The sequence below is a fragment of the Mycobacterium sp. genome (genome assembly GCF_035623875.1).
Lineage (GTDB): Bacteria > Actinomycetota > Actinomycetes > Mycobacteriales > Mycobacteriaceae > Mycobacterium.
Genome location: NZ_DASPSP010000064.1, coordinates 18,179 through 33,329 on the forward strand (window position 1 = coordinate 18,179; position 15,151 = coordinate 33,329).

Below are 15,151 nucleotides of genomic sequence, written 5' to 3' on the forward strand. Positions count from 1 at the left end.
AGCTAAGTACAGCAGTTTGGGTCCAGTGCCGTGCAAAGCGCCTGTAACGCTTCCGGTCGCACTCGGTGAAACACGTTCATCCCGCGGCGATCTGAGACCACCAGGCCTGCCTTGCGCAGCTGGGTCAGATGATGGCTCACGGTGGACTCACTCAGGTCGAGCACGGCTGCTAGCTCCCCGGAAATTTCCTCACCGGCCGAGGAACTGAACAGATACGACACAATTTTGACCCGCACGGGATCGGCAAGGGCCTTCAAACGCAACGCGATGTGCAACGCATCGGCATCACTCATTGGTCCAGCAGCCACCGGGGCGCAACACACCGGCGCGGTTGTATCGACCTCCGGCAGCGATTTCGGCATCGCACCATCCTGCCACACTTATTGACATATATCGAAAAGGTCGGCATGCTGGGCTGCATCATTGGTTCGATATATGTCTCACAGGTTGGAGGTTCGCCGCCATGGCAAGGGTTCAATTGGCCCTCAACGTTGAGGATCTCGATCAGGCAATCGCGTTCTATACCAAGCTGTTTCACACCGAGCCGGCAAAACGCAAGCCCGGCTACGCGAACTTCGCGATCGCCGATCCGCCGTTGAAGCTGGTGCTACTGGAAAACCCGGGCAACGGTGGCACGCTGAATCATCTCGGGGTCGAGGTCGAATCCAGCGAGGTCGTGCACACCGAGATCGCCCGGCTGACCGAGGCCGGGATGTTCACCACTGAGGAAATCGGTACTACCTGCTGCTTTGCGGCTCAGGACAAGGTCTGGGTCGCCGGTCCCGGGGGCGAGCGTTGGGAGGTCTACACCGTGCTCGCCGATTCCGAGAGCTTCGGTATCGGCCCCGATCAGTCTGGCTAAGGCGGCGCAGGCGCGTGTTGCGGGGCGCTGTGACAAGGCTTTCCATGCTGGATCGGATGTTGCCGGTCTGGATCGCGGTGGCGATGGCCGCTGGTCTGCTGCTGGGACGTTGGGTGCCCAGCCTCGACATTGCGCTGCAAAAAGTGCAGGTTGACGGGATTTCGCTGCCCATCGCAGTGGGGCTGCTGATCATGATGTATCCCGTGCTGGCCAAGGTCCGCTACGACCGGCTCGACACCGTAATCAGCGACCGCCGTCTGCTATTCAGTTCGCTGCTGCTCAACTGGGTGCTCGGCCCCGCGCTGATGTTCTCCCTGGCCTGGCTGATGCTGGCCGATCTGCCCGAGTACCGCACCGGGCTGATCATCGTCGGCCTGGCCCGCTGCATTGCCATGGTCATCATCTGGAACGACTTGGCCGGTGGGGACCGCGAAGCCGCCGCCGTGCTGGTCGCGCTGAACTCGATCTTCCAGGTCCTCATGTTCGCCGCCCTGGGTTGGTTCTACCTCTCAGCGCTTCCCGGTCGGCTGCATCTGCCCCAAACCTCCATTTCCACCTCGCCTTGGCAGATCGCCAAGTCCGTGCTCATCTTCTTGGGCATACCGCTGGCCGCCGGATACTTCTCCCGCCAATGGGGCGAAAAGGCCAAGGGGCGCAACTGGTACGAAACCAGCTATCTCCCCAAGATCGGACCATGGGCACTCGATGGGTTGCTGTTCACGATCGTGATTCTGTTCGCACTTCAGGGTCACCAGATCACCTCCCGGCCATGGGATGTCGCCCGCATTGCGCTGCCGCTTCTGGCCTACTTCGCCATCATGTGGGTGGGTGGCTACCTATTGGGCGCCGCGCTCGGCTTGGGATATGAACGCACCACCACCCTGGCATTCACCGCCGCCGGCAACAACTTCGAACTGGCCATCGCCGTGGCGATCGCCACCTACGGCGCGGTGTCCGGCCAAGCGCTGGCCGGCGTCGTCGGACCCCTGATCGAAGTACCGGTGCTCGTCGCCTTGGTCTACGTATCGTTGGCGCTGCGGACACGCCTATTCCCAGCGCCTTCTGTCGCCGTCGACGCCTCGAGCAGGGTCCACTGATGAACGGCAGGCCCAGTGTCATGTTCGTATGTGTGCACAACGCCGGGCGCTCCCAAATGGCTGCTGGGCTACTGAGCCGTCTTGCCGGTGATCGCATCGAAGTTCGCTCGGCGGGAACCGAACCCGCCGATCAGGTCAACCCGGTCGCCGTCGCGGCGATGGCCGAACTCGATATCGATATCACCGCAGAGGTCCCCAAAGTCATGACTTCCGACGCGGTGCAGGCCAGCGACGTCGTCATCACCATGGGCTGTGGCGACACGTGCCCCTATTTCCCCGGTGTGTCTTACCGGGATTGGAAACTTGACGACCCGGCAGGCCAACCACTTGACACCGTCCGCGCGATCCGCGATGAGATAGCCGGCCGTGTCCGCGCACTCATCGCCGAACTCCTCCCGGCCGCCGGATCCCGGTGAACTAGTTCTGCGGCCGGCGATTCATCGAGCGCGCCGCCATGATCAACCCGAACACGACGACGGTGCCGATCACAGCCACACCGACTCGCACCGGCAGCGCGTCGGCGGGCGGCACGATCGCGGCGGCGCTCGCCGATGTGCCGGGAGCGGCGTCACCGCCAGTCGTCAGCCTGGCGCCCAACGACGGGTCGGGTTCGATCAGTGTTCCCACCCGGGTTCCCGGCGAGGTCGCGAAACCGTAATCCAGTAGATGTGCGGCCTGCTGCCACGGCGCCATCGGCTGACGGGTGCCGTGCAACAGCACCGCTATCAGCCGGCGCCCGTCGCGGTTGGCGGCGCCCACGAACGTCTGGCCCGCGTCGTCGGTGTAACCGGTCTTGCCGCCCAGTGCGCCGGGATAGTTGTAGAGCAGTTGGTTTTCGTTTTCCAGCTGATAGCCGGGGTGGTCGGCGTGCCCGGGAAAATCGAATGTCTTCGTATCGACGATCTCGGCGAAAGTCGGGTTCTTCCAGGCGTATCGGTAGAACAGCCCGATGTCGTAGGCCGATGTGCTCATGCCGGGTCCATCCAGCCCCGACGGCGTTGCGGCGCGGGTGTCGCGGCCGCCGAGCTTGCCGGCCAGCATGTTGATTTTCTCCAGCGCGACCTGCATGCCGCCCAGTTGCATGGCCAGCGCGTGCGCCGCGTCGTTGCCGGAGTGCATCATCAGCCCGTGCAGCAACTGGTCGACGGTGTAGGCGCCACCCGGGGCAATGCCGACCCGGGTGCCCTCCGCGGCGGCATCCTCAGGCGTGCCGTTTACGGTCTTGTTGAGGTTGAGCTCGCCCAGCGACGCCATCGCAACGAGCACCTTGATGAGGCTGGCCGGGCGATGGCGCCCATGCGGGTCACGCGCGGCGATGATCGCGCCGCTGTCCAAGTCGGCCACCACCCAGGCCTCGGCGGAGATGTCGCCCGGCACCGGCGGAGTGTTGGCTGCCGCGACCACTCCGCAGCCGCCCAGCACGCTACCGCCGATCGGCGACGCGGGCACCGGCAGCGGCAGGGGAGGATCGCCGGCCTGCGGGACTTCCGACGAGTCCACCGCCGGCGGGGTGGACACCCTGTACGGGCAGGTGTCGTGCGCGACGGCAGGCTCGGCGAACGCGGCAGGCATGCCGAGCACAGCCGGCGCTGTCACCAGGAGAGCCGCCGCCGCCAGGCATGACGCAGTGCGTAAGTAGGCCATCGTCTGTGCAGAGTAGGTGATCAGTGGCCCGAATCCCGGGAGCCGCGCTGTGACTGGTGTTGCAGAAGTTACAAATCCAGGTAACAGACGCCCGGCCCGCCGATGCGGCCCAGCCATAGCCGTCCGGGCGTTTCCACCACTCCAGTAGCCAGACCGAAGGCCGCATGCCGGCTGCGAAGCTGGGTCACGACGTGGCCGTCGTCGGGGTCGAACGCGACCACCCACGCGAGAGACTTCGGGTTCGGCAGCCAGCGGTAGGGCAGTCGCCACAACAGCCTGCGGATGACCGGTGCGCGTGGGCCCAGCCATTCGTTAAGCGGGTTGCGGTCCGAGACCATGGCGACCCAGATCCTGCCGTCGCGACCGGTGGAGATGTTGTCGGGGTAACCGGGCAGATCGGCGACCAACGGAGTGACCGAGCCGGCCTGGCTTCCGGTGAGCCAGTATTTCGACAGTCGGCAGCCGGTCGTCTCGGCGAACACCAACGCCGACTCGTCGGCGGTCAGCGTCACTCCGTTGGCGAAGTGCAGACCCGACGCCAGCACGCTCACCGTGCCGCCGGGATCACGCCGGAACAGCGACCCGGTGGCGCGACCCTCGATCACCGCGCCCTTGTAGTACTCGTAATGGAAACGGCTAGTCGATTCGGTGAAAAAGATTGTGCCGTCCGATGATTCGACGACGTTGGAGCAGAACGTCAGCGCCCGCCCGGACACCTCGGCCACCAACGTCTCCAGCGTCCCGGTGGCAGGGTCGTATCGCAGCAGGCCGCGGTGGCTGTCGCAGATCAGCAGCCGACCGTCGCGGGCGACCGCCAAGCCCAGCGGTCGCCCGCCGGTGTCGGCGACCATCTGGACGGTGCGGCCGTCTGGGGTGATCCGGATGATGCGTCCGTCCTCGACACCGGTCCAGATGTTGCCGTCGGCATCGGCGACGACATCCTCGGGGGCATTGCCGGGTACCTCGACCACGTGCAGCGTCGAGGTGAGGTCGGGGTCGGGAAGCGGCCGCGACGGCGGCGGCTGCCACCGGATCGGGTCGATGCTCGGCTTGGTCATCACGCCGCTCCTCCTCATCGCTTCGCTCTGCATCGTCGCCAGCGGGTCATAGGTGACTCCCAACATCCGCCAGCACACTGCGCAGGATGGATTCGATGGTGTCGAATTCGGCTTGACCGCTGATCAGCGGCGGCGCCAACTGGATGACTGAATCGCCCCGGTCGTCAGTGCGGCAATACAGCCCGGCTTCGAAGAGGGCCGACGACACCTGGCCAAGTAGCGCGCTGCGTTCGGTATCGGTGAAGGTTTGCTTGGTCGCCTTGTCCTTGACCAGTTCCACGCCGTAGAAGAACCCCTCGCCGCGCACATCGCCGACGATGGGCAAGTCGTACAGCTTTTCCAGGGTGGCGCGGAAGCTCGGTGCGTGGTTCTTGACGTGGTCGTTGAGGCCCTCACGCTCGAAGATGTCGAGGTTGGCCAGGCCGACAGCGGCCGACACCGGGTGGCCGCCAAAGGTATAGCCGTGCGGGAACATCGTGTTGCCGTCGTTGAACGGCTCGAACAACCGCTCGCTGGCGATCATCGCGCCGATCGGTGAGTAGCCCGACGTCATTCCCTTGGCGCAGGTGATCATGTCTGGGACGAAGCCGAAGTCGTCACAGGCGAACATCGACCCGATCCGGCCGAACGCGCAGATCACCTCGTCGGAGACCAGCAGCACGTCGTACTCGTCGCAGATCTGGCGCACCCGTTCGAAATAGCCTGGGGGAGGAGGGATGCTGCCGCCGGCGTTCTGCACCGGTTCCAGGAACACCACGGCCACAGTGTCGGGCCCTTCGAACTCGATCGCCTCGGCGATCCGATCGGCGGCCCACTGCCCGAAGGCTTTCAGGTCGGTGTGAAACGGCTCAGGTGCGCGATAAAAGTTGGTGTTGGGCACCCGGAAGCCGCCGGGCGTCACCGGCTCGAACGGCGCCTTGTATCGCGGCAGCCCGGTGATCGCCAGTGCGCCCTGGGTGGTGCCGTGGTAGGCGATCGACCGCGAAATCACCTTGTGCTTACCGGGTTTCCCGGTCAGCTTGAAGTACTGCTTGGCCACTTTCCACGCGGTCTCGACGGCCTCGGTGCCGCCGGTGGTAAAGAACACCCGGTTCAGGTCGCCCGGGGTGTAATGTGCCAGGCGCTCGGCGAGTTCGATCGCGGTTGGGGTGGCGTATCCCCACAGTGGGAAGAACGCCAGCGTGCTGGCCTGCCGGGCGGCGACTTCGGCGAGTTCGGTACGGCCATGGCCGACCTGCACAGTGAACAGCCCGGAAAGCCCGTCGAGGTAGCTCTTGCCGCGGTCGTCGAAGATGGTGACGCCCTCGCCGCGAGTAATGATCGGCGGCGTGATGTTAGGGCCGTGCCGGGCGAAGTGCAGCCAGAGGTTGTCGGTCATCTCGTTTGCGAGCGTAGCCTCGCGATATGACCGCAGCCCAGCAGGTCGGCGAGTTTGAAGCCCTGCGACCGCATCTCATGTCGGTCGCCTACCGGCTGACCGGCACGGTGGCCGATGCCGAGGACATCGTCCAGGATGCCTGGCTGCGCTGGGATAAACAGGACAAGGAGATCGGCGACCTACGGGCATGGCTTACCACGGTGGTGAGCAGGCTCGGCCTGGACCGGTTGCGGTCGGCGGCGCGTCGGCGCGAGACGTACACCGGCAATTGGCTTCCTGAGCCGGTCGTCACCGGTTTTGACGACGCCGATCCGCTGTCCGCCGTGGTGGCCAGCGAGGATGCCCGGTTCGCAGCGATGGTGGTGCTCGAGCGCCTGTCGCCCGATCAGCGCGTCGCGTTCGTGCTGCACGACGGATTCGCCGTGCCCTTCGCCGAAGTGGCCGAGGTGCTGGGCACCAACGATGCCGCCGCCAGGCAGCTGGCGTCGCGGGCCCGCAAGGCTGTGACCGCGTCACCGCCACCGGAACCCGACCCTTCGCACAACGAGGTGGTCGGCCGGCTGATGGCCGCCATGGCCGCCGGCGATCTGGAAGCAGTGGTGGCGCTGTTGCACCCCGACGTGACGTTCACCGGCGATTCGAATGGCAAGGCGCCCACGGCAGTTCAGGTCATCCAGGGGGCGGACAAGGTGGCCCGGTTCTTCTTCGGCCTCGCCCGCCGCTACGGCGAGGCGTTCTTCACGGCGAATCGGCTGGGTCTGGTCAACGGCGAGCTCGGCGTCTACACGGCGGGCAGCCCCGGCGATGACGGGCACTGGGAAATGCTGCCGCGGATCATGGCGGTGACGGTACGTGACGGAAAGGTCTGCGCCCTATGGGATATCGCCAACCCTGACAAGTTCACCGGCTCTCCCTTGGGTCGACGATCCTGATCCCAGCGTGAGGCCGAGTTTCAGTGCACCGGCTGCTTCGCTCGCGGCTTCGGCGAACCGGCCGCCCAGCCCGATGAAGCTGAGGTATCCGTGCGGCAGGTCGGCCTGCCGGGTCAGTGCCACCGGGACGCCACCAGCCCGGAGTTTTTCCGCGTATGCCTCACCGTCATCGCGGACCGGATCGAAACCGGCGCTGGCGATATAGGCGGGCGGTAGGCCGACGACGTCGCCGTGCTGTGGTGACAGTCGCGGATCTTTCGGATCGGTTCCCGCTGGTATGTAGTTGGCCATCACCCACTGGAGGTTGCGTTCGGTGAAGGTCGAACCTTCGGCGAACAGGTCGCGTGACGGCCGGCGCGTGCTCAGATCGGTCGCGGGATACATCAGCAGCTGGAAAGCCGGCACGGCACCACCTCGTCGCACCGCCTGCTGCGCGGTCACGGCGGCGAGATTGCCGCCGGCGCTGTCGCCCCCGACGGCGATGCGGGCGGTATCCACGCCGAGGTCAGCGGCGTGGCCGTGGGCGAATTCGAACGCGACGAGCGCGTCATTCACCGGGGCGGGGAATTGGTGTTCGGGCGCGCGCCGGTACTCCACCGAGAGAACTCGCGCGCCGGCATGGCTTGCCAGGTAACGAGCGATGGGATCGTGGCTCACCCGTGAACCGACCGAAAAGCCGCCGCCATGGAAATACACCAGCAGCCCCGACGGCTCGGGCAGGTCTGCGGGGGAGTAGAGGGTGGCCAGGACCTCGCCGTGCTCGGCGGGGATGGCGATCTCACGGGTCGCGACGGGCACCGGAGGCTGGTAGCCGATCAGATGAGGAAGCTCGTCGTATTTTGCCCGGGCCTCTTCCACCGGGCCGTCGAAAACATCAGAGCCCGAGCGGTTCTTGAGTGCGATGGCGAGCTGCGCGTCGAGTGCCATCTGCTGTCCGTCGATTTGCAACGGCGCGCCGGTCAAGAAACGGCGGACCGGCTTGGGCAAGCCAAAGACGCTGCGGACCACCGCGGCTTTGACACGGGTTCGTTTCTGTGCCATGACATATCTCCGTTCGCTATCTCAATTTTTGTGGGCGACGAATCGCATTACGTGGCCGAAAAGCCGGGACTGCAGGCTGCTGGTGAGCCCATTGCGCGCGCACTCGTCCTGGAAGTCGTCGGGCACGATCAGCCGATGCGGCGAGCCATCCAAACGGTGAAATAGGCTCGCCAGCGGAGTGCGGACCAGGTCATAGCCGACGACGATCCCTCCTGGTCGCAACACCCGTACGGCCTCGGCGACGGCGCGCTCCCAGTCGATGATGTGATGCAGCATCAGGCAGCTGACGACGGAGTCGAAGGAATCATCGGGAAACGGCAGCGCGGTCGCGTCGGCCGTTTTCACCGATACGCCTGCGAATCCACGCAAGCGCGCGGCGGCGACCTGCGCCATGTGCGGATCGATATCTATTGCCGTCCAGGCTAGTTCGGGATTCTCCGAAAGAACCTGTTGGGCAACGGATCCACAACCCGCGCCGATTTCCAGCACGTCGTGGCCCAGTCGTTGGGCGCAGAGTTCACGCGCGACGGTCGAGCTGCTGGAACGCCAAAACGAGCTGCAGCAGTAGGCACGTTCGAATGAGGACATCGCAGGCATATCCCAAGCGTGGGTCAGCCGCGACGGGAACGCTTGTATGGATCCGTCAGATCAGGGTTTTCCGGACCGCTTCAGCGAGTTCGCGTGGGGTTGCCCCAGTCATCTCCCAACACACCTTGTTGGCGTGCGATCCGTCGGCAAACCCGGCCAGGTGGGCGGCGTCGGTGACCGAGTAACCATCGAGGAGGTAGCTCACGGCGGCAACCAGGCGCTCCCAGCGGATCGTGGCCGAGAATGAGATGCCGGCCTGCTGTTTGCATAGTCGCCCGAGATAGTCGGGGGAGAGCGCTACGGCCTCCGCGACCGAAGCCACGTCGATGCGGTCGGGCACTCGGCTCGACACGACTTCGATCGCTTTCTTTAGCTGCGGGTGAACGGATCCCGGTTGCTGCGTTCCGCAAAGCTGATCGACGAGAAAGTCCGCAGCGGCGTCCGGACCGTCGGTGTCGAGCAATGCGGCCGTCGTCTCCGCTAGGTTTTGTCCATCATCGACAACCCAGACACCATGGCGCGCTTTGGTGTTCAGCGCAATGCCCTCGGTTGTCTGCAGCCCCAGGTACAGCGTCAGCGCCCCGGACTCCGAATTCGACCGCACGGCATGGCGAGCTCCGCTGGCGATCACGACCAGTCGCGCGACGTCGTGTGTATCGCCGTCGCAGGTGACCGTCAACGGACCGCGCCCGCCGACGGTGACCTGAACCGCGGCGTGGTGGTGCAGGGCAAGGTCGGAAAACCCGCCGGCAACCATGAGTCGGCCCGGCCCCAGCTCCCAGACCTGCATGCCGCCACTCTAGCGCTGTGCCGCGGTTTCCCCCGCCTCGCTGGGCTCGGTCATCCAGGGAACCCGGCACGCGTCACCGGAATTGAAGCCCTGCTCGGTGATGCCTAGGGCGGCGTTCATCCGCGCCCGCATGTTCTCGATGCCGACTTGATAGGTCAGCTCGATCAAGCCGTTCTCACCGAAGCGAGCCCGCAGGTCGGCTACCTGCTCGTCGGTGACGCGGTGCGGGTCGGTAGTCATCGCGTCGGCATAGCCGATGGCGGCCCGCTCATCATCGGTGAATCGCGGTGATGTGGCGTAATTGTCGATGTCCTTGAGGCGCTCGATGTCCAGTCCGTCGAGGCGCTGCAGCATCGACCCGAAGTCGACGCACCATGAGCAGCCGACGGTGCGCGCAGTCCAAAACACCGCCAGCTCGCGGACGTTGGCTGGGAGCTTGCGTGACGCCGATTGCAGCATGGTCTCGTGAACGGCGTTGGCGATCAGCAGCCGCGGGTGGTGCGCAGCTACTGCGAATGGCTCGGGGACTTCGCCGAAGCGCCGCTTGGCGTACCGGTACATGATGCGGATGAGCCACTTGGCCCGTTTCGGAGGCAAGGGTTCGATGCGGGTTTTCTGTGTCATACCAGTCAGACGAGATAGCCCACGAAGGTGTGACCATCGATCAGTTGATCAGGCGGCTGGTGTCATCCGACGGAATGTCTGAACCGTTCGCCGCTGGTTGACGTTGGTCGCGTACTCGCGCACTGGCCGGTCGGCGGCCCTTGTCGGCGGCTGGTTCAGGCTCGCGTTGGTCTGGTAACGGCGGGGCTCGATCTCCCCCACCAGCATGCGGTTCACGTTGCGTGTGGTTGTGAGCGTGGCGGAATCTCCCGCAGGTTGCTGGCCGAATAGCATAGCGTAGGGAACGGGACTGTCTATTAGCTTATTCCCACCTGTGGAGAACCTCTGAGACCCACTGTGCTGGGCCCGCCCACGGCCGGGCATTCGACTCAACGCGTGAACATCAATGCGCGCTTGACCTCCTGAATGGCCTTGGTCACCTCGATGCCCCGCGGGCAGGACTCGGTGCAGTTGAACGTGGTGCGGCAGCGCCACACCCCGTCGACCTCGTTGAGGATGTCGAGGCGCTCGGCGGCCGCCTCGTCGCGGCTGTCGAAGATAAAGCGGTGCGCGTTGACGATGGCCGCCGGACCGAAGTAGCTGCCCTCGTTCCAGAACACCGGGCAGCTGGTGGTGCAACAGGCACACAGGATGCACTTGGTGGTGTCGTCGTACCGCGCGCGATCGGTCTGGCTCTGGATTCGCTCACGCGTCGGCGGGTTACCGCTGGTGATCAGGTACGGCTTCACCGCGCGGTAGGCATCGAAGAACGGCTCCATGTCTACCACCAGGTCCTTCTCCACCGGCAGCCCGCGGATCGGCTCGACCGTGATGGTCAGCTGCTTGCGGGGCTTGCCGGGAAGCAGGTCGCGCATCAGCACTTTGCACGCCAGTCGGTTGACACCGTTGATCCGCATCGCATCGGAGCCGCAGATGCCGTGAGCGCAGGATCGCCGGAAGGTCAGCGTGCCGTCCAGGTAGCTCTTGATGTAGATCAGCAGGTTGAGCAGCCGATCGGTGGGCAGGCAGGGCACCCTGAAGCTCTGCCAACCGCCGGAATCGGCGTACTGGTCCGGGTTTTCCGGATTGAACCGGGCGATCCTCAGCGTCACCATCACCGCCCCCTCGGGGATCGGCGGCAACGGCGGATCACCGCCCGGCGCGGTCTCGACAACCGAACTCATCAGTACTTCCGTTCCATTGGCTCGTAACGGGTCTGCACCACGGGTTTGAAATCCAGCCGAATGTCGCTCAGCAGGTCGGTGCTCTGCTTGTACGCCATGGTGTGGCGCATGTAGTTGACGTCGTCGCGGTTGGGACAGTCCTCGCGGGCATGCCCGCCGCGGGATTCCTTGCGGTTCAACGCACCGACCACGGTGACTTCGGCCAGCTCGAGCAGGAAGCCCAGCTCGATGGCTTCCAGCAAGTCGCTGTTGAAGCGTTTGCCTTTGTCGTGCACGGAGATTCGTGAGTAACGTTCTTTGAGTGCGTGAATATCGGTGAGCGCTTGCTTGAGGGTCTCCTCGGTGCGGAACACCGCGGCGTTGTTGTCCATCGACTGCTGCAACGCCCCGCGGATGTCGGCGACGCGTTCGTTGCCCTGCTCCGACAAAATGTCGGCCACCCAGCCGACCACCATCGCTGCCGGCTCCGGTGGCAGCTCGACGAAGTCGTGACCCAGGGCGTAGTTGGCCGCGGCGATTCCGGCCCGCCGGCCGAAGACATTGATATCCAGTAGCGAATTGGTGCCGAGCCGGTTGGCGCCATGCACCGACACGCACGCGCACTCCCCGGCCGCGTACAAGCCAGGTACAGTTGATGTGTTGTCCCGCAACACTTTTCCAGTGACAGTAGTCGGGATGCCGCCCATCACGTAGTGGCAGGTCGGGTAGACCGGGACCAGCTCTTTGACCGGGTCCACGCCCAGGTAGGTGCGGGCGAACTCGGTGATGTCGGGCAGCTTGGCGGCCAGCACATCCGCGCCGAGGTGACGGACGTCGATGTAGACGTAGTCCTTGTGCGGGCCCGCGCCACGGCCTTCCAGCACTTCGCGGACCATCGAGCGGGCGACGATGTCGCGAGGCGCCAGGTCGACGATCGTCGGAGCGTAGCGCTCCATGAACCGCTCGCCTTCGCCGTTGAGCAGCCGACCACCCTCACCGCGCACGGCTTCGGAGATCAAAATGCCCAGCCCGGCCAGCCCCGTCGGGTGGAACTGATGAAACTCCATGTCTTCCAACGGAAGTCCCTTGCGGAAGACGATTCCTATCCCGTCACCGGTGAGGGTGTGCGCATTGGAGGTGGTCTTGTACATCCGGCCCGACCCGCCAGTCGCGATCACGACGGCCTTGGCGTGGAAAACGTGGATCTCACCGGTGGCCAGCTCGTAGGCCACCACGCCGGTGGCGACCGGGCCGCTCGGGGTTTGGGTGAGCACCAGGTCGAGCGCGTAGAACTCGTTGAAGAACTCAACGTCGTGCTTGACGCAGTTCTGATAGAGCGTCTGCAAGATCATGTGGCCGGTGCGATCGGCGGCGTAACAGGCCCGGCGCACCGGGGCTTTGCCGTGGTCACGGGTGTGTCCGCCGAAGCGGCGCTGGTCGATGCGGCCTTCGGGGGTGCGGTTGAACGGCATCCCCATCTTCTCCAGGTCGAGCACCGCGTCGATGGCTTCTTTGCACATGATCTCCACCGCGTCCTGGTCGGCGAGGTAGTCGCCGCCCTTGACAGTGTCGAACGTGTGCCATTCCCAGTTGTCGTCTTCGACGTTGGCCAACGCCGCGCACATGCCGCCCTGGGCAGCGCCGGTGTGGCTGCGGGTCGGGTAGAGCTTGGTCAGCACCGCCGTGCGCACCCGAGGTCCGGCCTCCACGGCCGCCCGCATTCCGGCACCGCCCGCGCCGACGATCACCACGTCGTATCGGTGTTGCTGGATCACAGCTCGCCTTTCACGAAATGTTCGGGTCGAACGTCAGCAGCACGTAGGTCCCCAGCACCAGCGTGAACACCATCGAGAGCGCCAGTAGGGCATTCAGCCAGAAGCGGGTGGAATCCTTGCGGCTGTAGTCGTCGATGATGGTGCGTAGACCATTGCCGCCGTGCAACTGCGCCAGCCACAGCAGCAGCAGGTCCCAGGTCTGCCAAAACGGCGAGTGCCAGCGCTGCGCCACGTAGTTGAAGTCGATGCGGTACACACCGTCGTCCCACATCAGCATCACGAACAAGTGCCCGAGCGCCAAGAACACCAGCACGATGCCGGAAAACCGCATGAACAGCCAGGCGTACTTCTCGAAGTTGGGCATGCCGGCCCGCCGGCGCGGTGCCCGCGGGTTGTCCAGGCTGGCGGGGCGGTCGTGGCTGCGCTGTCGTATCGGCGCGACCTGACTGTCCCTGATTTGGGGCCGCATTTGGCGGGAGGGGGAGTTCATCCGAAGCGCCCGATCATGTGGACGCCCATGACCACCGTCGCGGGAACGATGACCAGCAGCCAGGTGATGCCGATCGCCCACAGCATCAGCCGCTGATAACGGGTGCCCTGAGACCAGAAGTCGATCAGCATGACGCGGATGCCGTTGAGCGCGTGGTAGAGCACCGCGGCCACCAGTCCGAGTTCCATCAAGCCCACAATCGGTGTCTTGTAGGTCGAGATGACTTCGTCGTAAGTTTGCGGGCTCACCCGGACAAGTGCGGTGTCCAGCACATGCACGAACAGGAAGAAGAATATGGTCGCCCCGGTGATCCGGTGCAGCACCCACGACCACATACCCGGATCGCCGCGGTAGAGGGTTCGTCGTAGCCGCCGTGCGCGCGACGATCCGTCCCGCGGTGTCGGCGTAGCCGGATTCGCAGATGTCGTCGTCGTCATCAGCGCCTCCACTCATCGTGTGGGACCGTCGGGAGCGACTCTAAACCCATTCGTATTGCTGAATGATCCGCTTCGTGTCTGCCAACGATTTCCAGCGCGAAGAATCTAGGGTGGCCTTGTGAATTAGCCGACAGTGAACGAGGTGGCCCGATGCGTTCCCAATACGCGTGGTATCGCGACCGTGACCGACACAATTGACTGGAAACTGCTGCGGGACAAGGCTATCCAAGCAGCGCATGCGGCCTACGCGCCGTACTCGCGGTTTCCGGTGGGCGCGGCGGCGTTGGTCGACGATGGGCGGATCATCACCGGCTGCAATGTGGAGAATGTCTCATATGGCCTGGGTCTCTGCGCCGAGTGCGCAGTCGTCTGTGCGCTGCATTCAACCGGCGGCGGCAGACTGCTCGCACTGGCGTGCGTCGACGCGAGCGGCTCGCCGCTGATGCCGTGCGGCCGCTGTCGTCAGGTGTTGCTGGAACACGGCGGACCGGACCTGCTGATCGACCACCCCGACGCACCCCGGCGGCTTGGCGACTTGCTGCCGGAGGCGTTCGGTCCCGGCGATCTCGCCCGGCGGGAGCAGGGCCCCGCGTGAGCTTCGACGCGCCGACCATCATTGCGACCAAACGCGATGGTGGTCGGCTGTCGGATGCCGCGATCGACTGGGTCATCGACGCCTGCACCAACGGGCGGATCGCCGACGAACAGATGTCGGCGCTGTTGATGGCGATTTTTCTGCGCGGCATGGACTACGGCGAGACCGCACGATGGACGGCAGCGATGGTGGCCTCCGGTGAGCGGATGGATTTCACCGATTTGCGGCGCGACGGCAAGCCGCTGCCGACCGTGGACAAACACTCCACCGGCGGAGTCGGAGACAAGATCACGCTGCCGCTGGTATCGGTGGTTGCGGCGTGCGGTGGCGCGGTGCCGCAGGCGTCCGGTCGCGGACTCGGTCACACCGGCGGCACCCTCGACAAGTTGGAATCCATCGCCGGCTTCACCGCGAATCTGTCTAATGAGCAAGTACGCCAACAGCTTTGCGAGGTCGGCGCGGCCATCTTCGCGGCCGGCCGGTTGGCGCCCGCCGACGCGAAGCTCTACGCGTTGCGCGACATCACCGCCACCGTCGAGTCGCTGCCGCTGATCGCGAGCTCGGTGATGAGCAAGAAGATCGCCGAAGGGGCGGGCGCGTTGGTGCTCGACGTCAAGGTCGGTTCCGGCGCGTTGCTGAGCTCGGAATCGCGGTGTCGTGAGCTGGCCGAGACCATGGTGGCGCTGGGCGCAGAGCAT

15 protein-coding genes and 3 pseudogenes are annotated in these 15,151 nt (G+C 65.0%); 5 read left to right on the forward strand and 13 right to left on the reverse strand.

From position 1 onward, the window contains the following. Positions 1–2: 2 nt before the first annotated feature. On the reverse strand, positions 3–362 hold the full coding sequence (locus VEI45_RS05580) for an Rv2640c family ArsR-like transcriptional regulator (RefSeq protein ID WP_324850941.1): 360 nt from the start codon (positions 360–362) through the stop codon (positions 3–5). Between the two features lie 101 nt (positions 363–463). Here VEI45_RS05580 and VEI45_RS05585 point away from each other — a divergent pair, with 101 nt between their 5' ends. After that, on the forward strand, positions 464–862 hold the full coding sequence (locus VEI45_RS05585) for an ArsI/CadI family heavy metal resistance metalloenzyme (protein WP_324850943.1): 399 nt from the start codon (positions 464–466) through the stop codon (positions 860–862). A gap of 44 nt (positions 863–906) precedes the next feature. After that, positions 907–2,375, forward strand: a pseudogene (arsB, locus tag VEI45_RS05590) (ACR3 family arsenite efflux transporter). A gap of 1 nt (position 2,376) precedes the next feature. On the opposite strand, the gene VEI45_RS05595 reads toward arsB, so the two are convergent. From VEI45_RS05595 to VEI45_RS05605, 3 genes and pseudogenes are all read right to left on the reverse strand, one after another. Beyond that, the gene (locus VEI45_RS05595) at positions 2,377–3,603 is read right to left on the reverse strand and encodes a D-alanyl-D-alanine carboxypeptidase family protein (RefSeq protein ID WP_324850945.1); all 1,227 of its coding nucleotides are present in this window, start codon (positions 3,601–3,603) and stop codon (positions 2,377–2,379) included. A 68-nt stretch (positions 3,604–3,671) separates the two neighbouring features. Beyond that, positions 3,672–4,661, reverse strand: a complete 990-nt coding sequence (locus VEI45_RS05600) for an SMP-30/gluconolactonase/LRE family protein (protein ID WP_324850947.1) — start codon at positions 4,659–4,661, stop codon at positions 3,672–3,674. Positions 4,662–4,707: 46 nt separating this feature from the next. Then, positions 4,708–6,039: pseudogene (locus VEI45_RS05605) on the reverse strand (aspartate aminotransferase family protein); the annotation flags it as partial. 26 nt (positions 6,040–6,065) lie between these two features. Here VEI45_RS05605 and VEI45_RS05610 point away from each other — a divergent pair. Beyond that, positions 6,066–6,971, forward strand: coding sequence for a sigma-70 family RNA polymerase sigma factor (locus VEI45_RS05610; protein WP_324850949.1), 906 nt, complete (start codon positions 6,066–6,068; stop codon positions 6,969–6,971). Here the strand turns inward: VEI45_RS05610 and VEI45_RS05615 are convergent. The 9 genes and pseudogenes from VEI45_RS05615 to sdhC form a co-directional block, all read right to left on the reverse strand. Then, positions 6,912–8,012, reverse strand: coding sequence for an alpha/beta hydrolase (locus VEI45_RS05615; protein WP_324850951.1), 1,101 nt, complete (start codon positions 8,010–8,012; stop codon positions 6,912–6,914). The two genes, VEI45_RS05610 and VEI45_RS05615, sit on opposite strands and share 60 nt — an antisense overlap. 21 nt (positions 8,013–8,033) lie before the next feature. Further along, positions 8,034–8,609, reverse strand: a complete 576-nt coding sequence (locus VEI45_RS05620) for a class I SAM-dependent methyltransferase (protein ID WP_324850952.1) — start codon at positions 8,607–8,609, stop codon at positions 8,034–8,036. 46 nt (positions 8,610–8,655) lie between these two features. Next, positions 8,656–9,390 (reverse strand): helix-turn-helix transcriptional regulator, encoded by a 735-nt coding sequence (locus tag VEI45_RS05625; protein WP_324850954.1) that lies wholly within the window; start codon positions 9,388–9,390, stop codon positions 8,656–8,658. A 9-nt stretch (positions 9,391–9,399) separates the two neighbouring features. Beyond that, positions 9,400–10,047 (reverse strand): annotated as a pseudogene (locus VEI45_RS05630) (carboxymuconolactone decarboxylase family protein); the annotation flags it as partial. 15 nt (positions 10,048–10,062) lie between these two features. Next, the gene (locus VEI45_RS05635; protein ID WP_324850956.1) at positions 10,063–10,221 is read right to left on the reverse strand and encodes a hypothetical protein; all 159 of its coding nucleotides are present in this window, start codon (positions 10,219–10,221) and stop codon (positions 10,063–10,065) included. 161 nt (positions 10,222–10,382) lie between these two features. Next, positions 10,383–11,177: a succinate dehydrogenase iron-sulfur subunit gene (locus tag VEI45_RS05640; protein ID WP_324850958.1), complete on the reverse strand. Its 795-nt coding sequence runs from the start codon at positions 11,175–11,177 to the stop codon at positions 10,383–10,385. Then, entirely contained in the window at positions 11,177–12,931 is a 1,755-nt protein-coding gene (sdhA, locus tag VEI45_RS05645) for a succinate dehydrogenase flavoprotein subunit (protein WP_324850960.1), read from the reverse strand. Before sdhA ends, VEI45_RS05640 begins: the two co-directional genes overlap by 1 nt. A 10-nt stretch (positions 12,932–12,941) precedes the next feature. Further along, positions 12,942–13,400 (reverse strand): succinate dehydrogenase hydrophobic membrane anchor subunit, encoded by a 459-nt coding sequence (locus VEI45_RS05650; protein ID WP_414687404.1) that lies wholly within the window; start codon positions 13,398–13,400, stop codon positions 12,942–12,944. A 17-nt stretch (positions 13,401–13,417) separates the two neighbouring features. Next, a complete protein-coding gene (gene sdhC / locus VEI45_RS05655; protein ID WP_324850968.1) occupies positions 13,418–13,756 on the reverse strand; it encodes a succinate dehydrogenase, cytochrome b556 subunit in 339 nt (112 codons plus the stop codon). Positions 13,757–14,039: 283 nt separating this feature from the next. On the opposite strand from sdhC, the gene VEI45_RS05660 reads away from it, so the two are divergent. Beyond that, entirely contained in the window at positions 14,040–14,453 is a 414-nt protein-coding gene (locus VEI45_RS05660) for a cytidine deaminase (RefSeq protein ID WP_324850964.1), read from the forward strand. Continuing rightward, on the forward strand, positions 14,450–15,151 hold a 702-nt coding region (locus VEI45_RS05665; RefSeq protein WP_324850966.1), incomplete at its 3' end, for a thymidine phosphorylase. The genes VEI45_RS05660 and VEI45_RS05665, both read left to right, overlap by 4 nt.

Bases quoted from the DNA above. Each gene is read 5' to 3' on its own strand.
- VEI45_RS05580 (WP_324850941.1), bottom strand. From the start codon at position 362: ATGCCGAAATCGCTGCCGGAGGTCGATACAACCGCGCCGGTGTGTTGC.
- VEI45_RS05585 (WP_324850943.1), top strand. From the start codon at position 464: ATGGCAAGGGTTCAATTGGCCCTCAACGTTGAGGATCTCGATCAGGCA.
- VEI45_RS05595 (WP_324850945.1), bottom strand. From the start codon at position 3,603: ATGGCCTACTTACGCACTGCGTCATGCCTGGCGGCGGCGGCTCTCCTG.
- VEI45_RS05600 (WP_324850947.1), bottom strand. From the start codon at position 4,661: ATGACCAAGCCGAGCATCGACCCGATCCGGTGGCAGCCGCCGCCGTCG.
- VEI45_RS05610 (WP_324850949.1), top strand. From the start codon at position 6,066: ATGACCGCAGCCCAGCAGGTCGGCGAGTTTGAAGCCCTGCGACCGCAT.
- VEI45_RS05615 (WP_324850951.1), bottom strand. From the start codon at position 8,012: ATGGCACAGAAACGAACCCGTGTCAAAGCCGCGGTGGTCCGCAGCGTC.
- VEI45_RS05620 (WP_324850952.1), bottom strand. From the start codon at position 8,609: ATGCCTGCGATGTCCTCATTCGAACGTGCCTACTGCTGCAGCTCGTTT.
- VEI45_RS05625 (WP_324850954.1), bottom strand. From the start codon at position 9,390: ATGCAGGTCTGGGAGCTGGGGCCGGGCCGACTCATGGTTGCCGGCGGG.
- VEI45_RS05635 (WP_324850956.1), bottom strand. From the start codon at position 10,221: ATGCTGGTGGGGGAGATCGAGCCCCGCCGTTACCAGACCAACGCGAGC.
- VEI45_RS05640 (WP_324850958.1), bottom strand. From the start codon at position 11,177: ATGAGTTCGGTTGTCGAGACCGCGCCGGGCGGTGATCCGCCGTTGCCG.
- VEI45_RS05650 (WP_414687404.1), bottom strand. From the start codon at position 13,400: ATGCGGCCCCAAATCAGGGACAGTCAGGTCGCGCCGATACGACAGCGC.
- sdhC (WP_324850968.1), bottom strand. From the start codon at position 13,756: ATGTGGTCGTGGGTGCTGCACCGGATCACCGGGGCGACCATATTCTTC.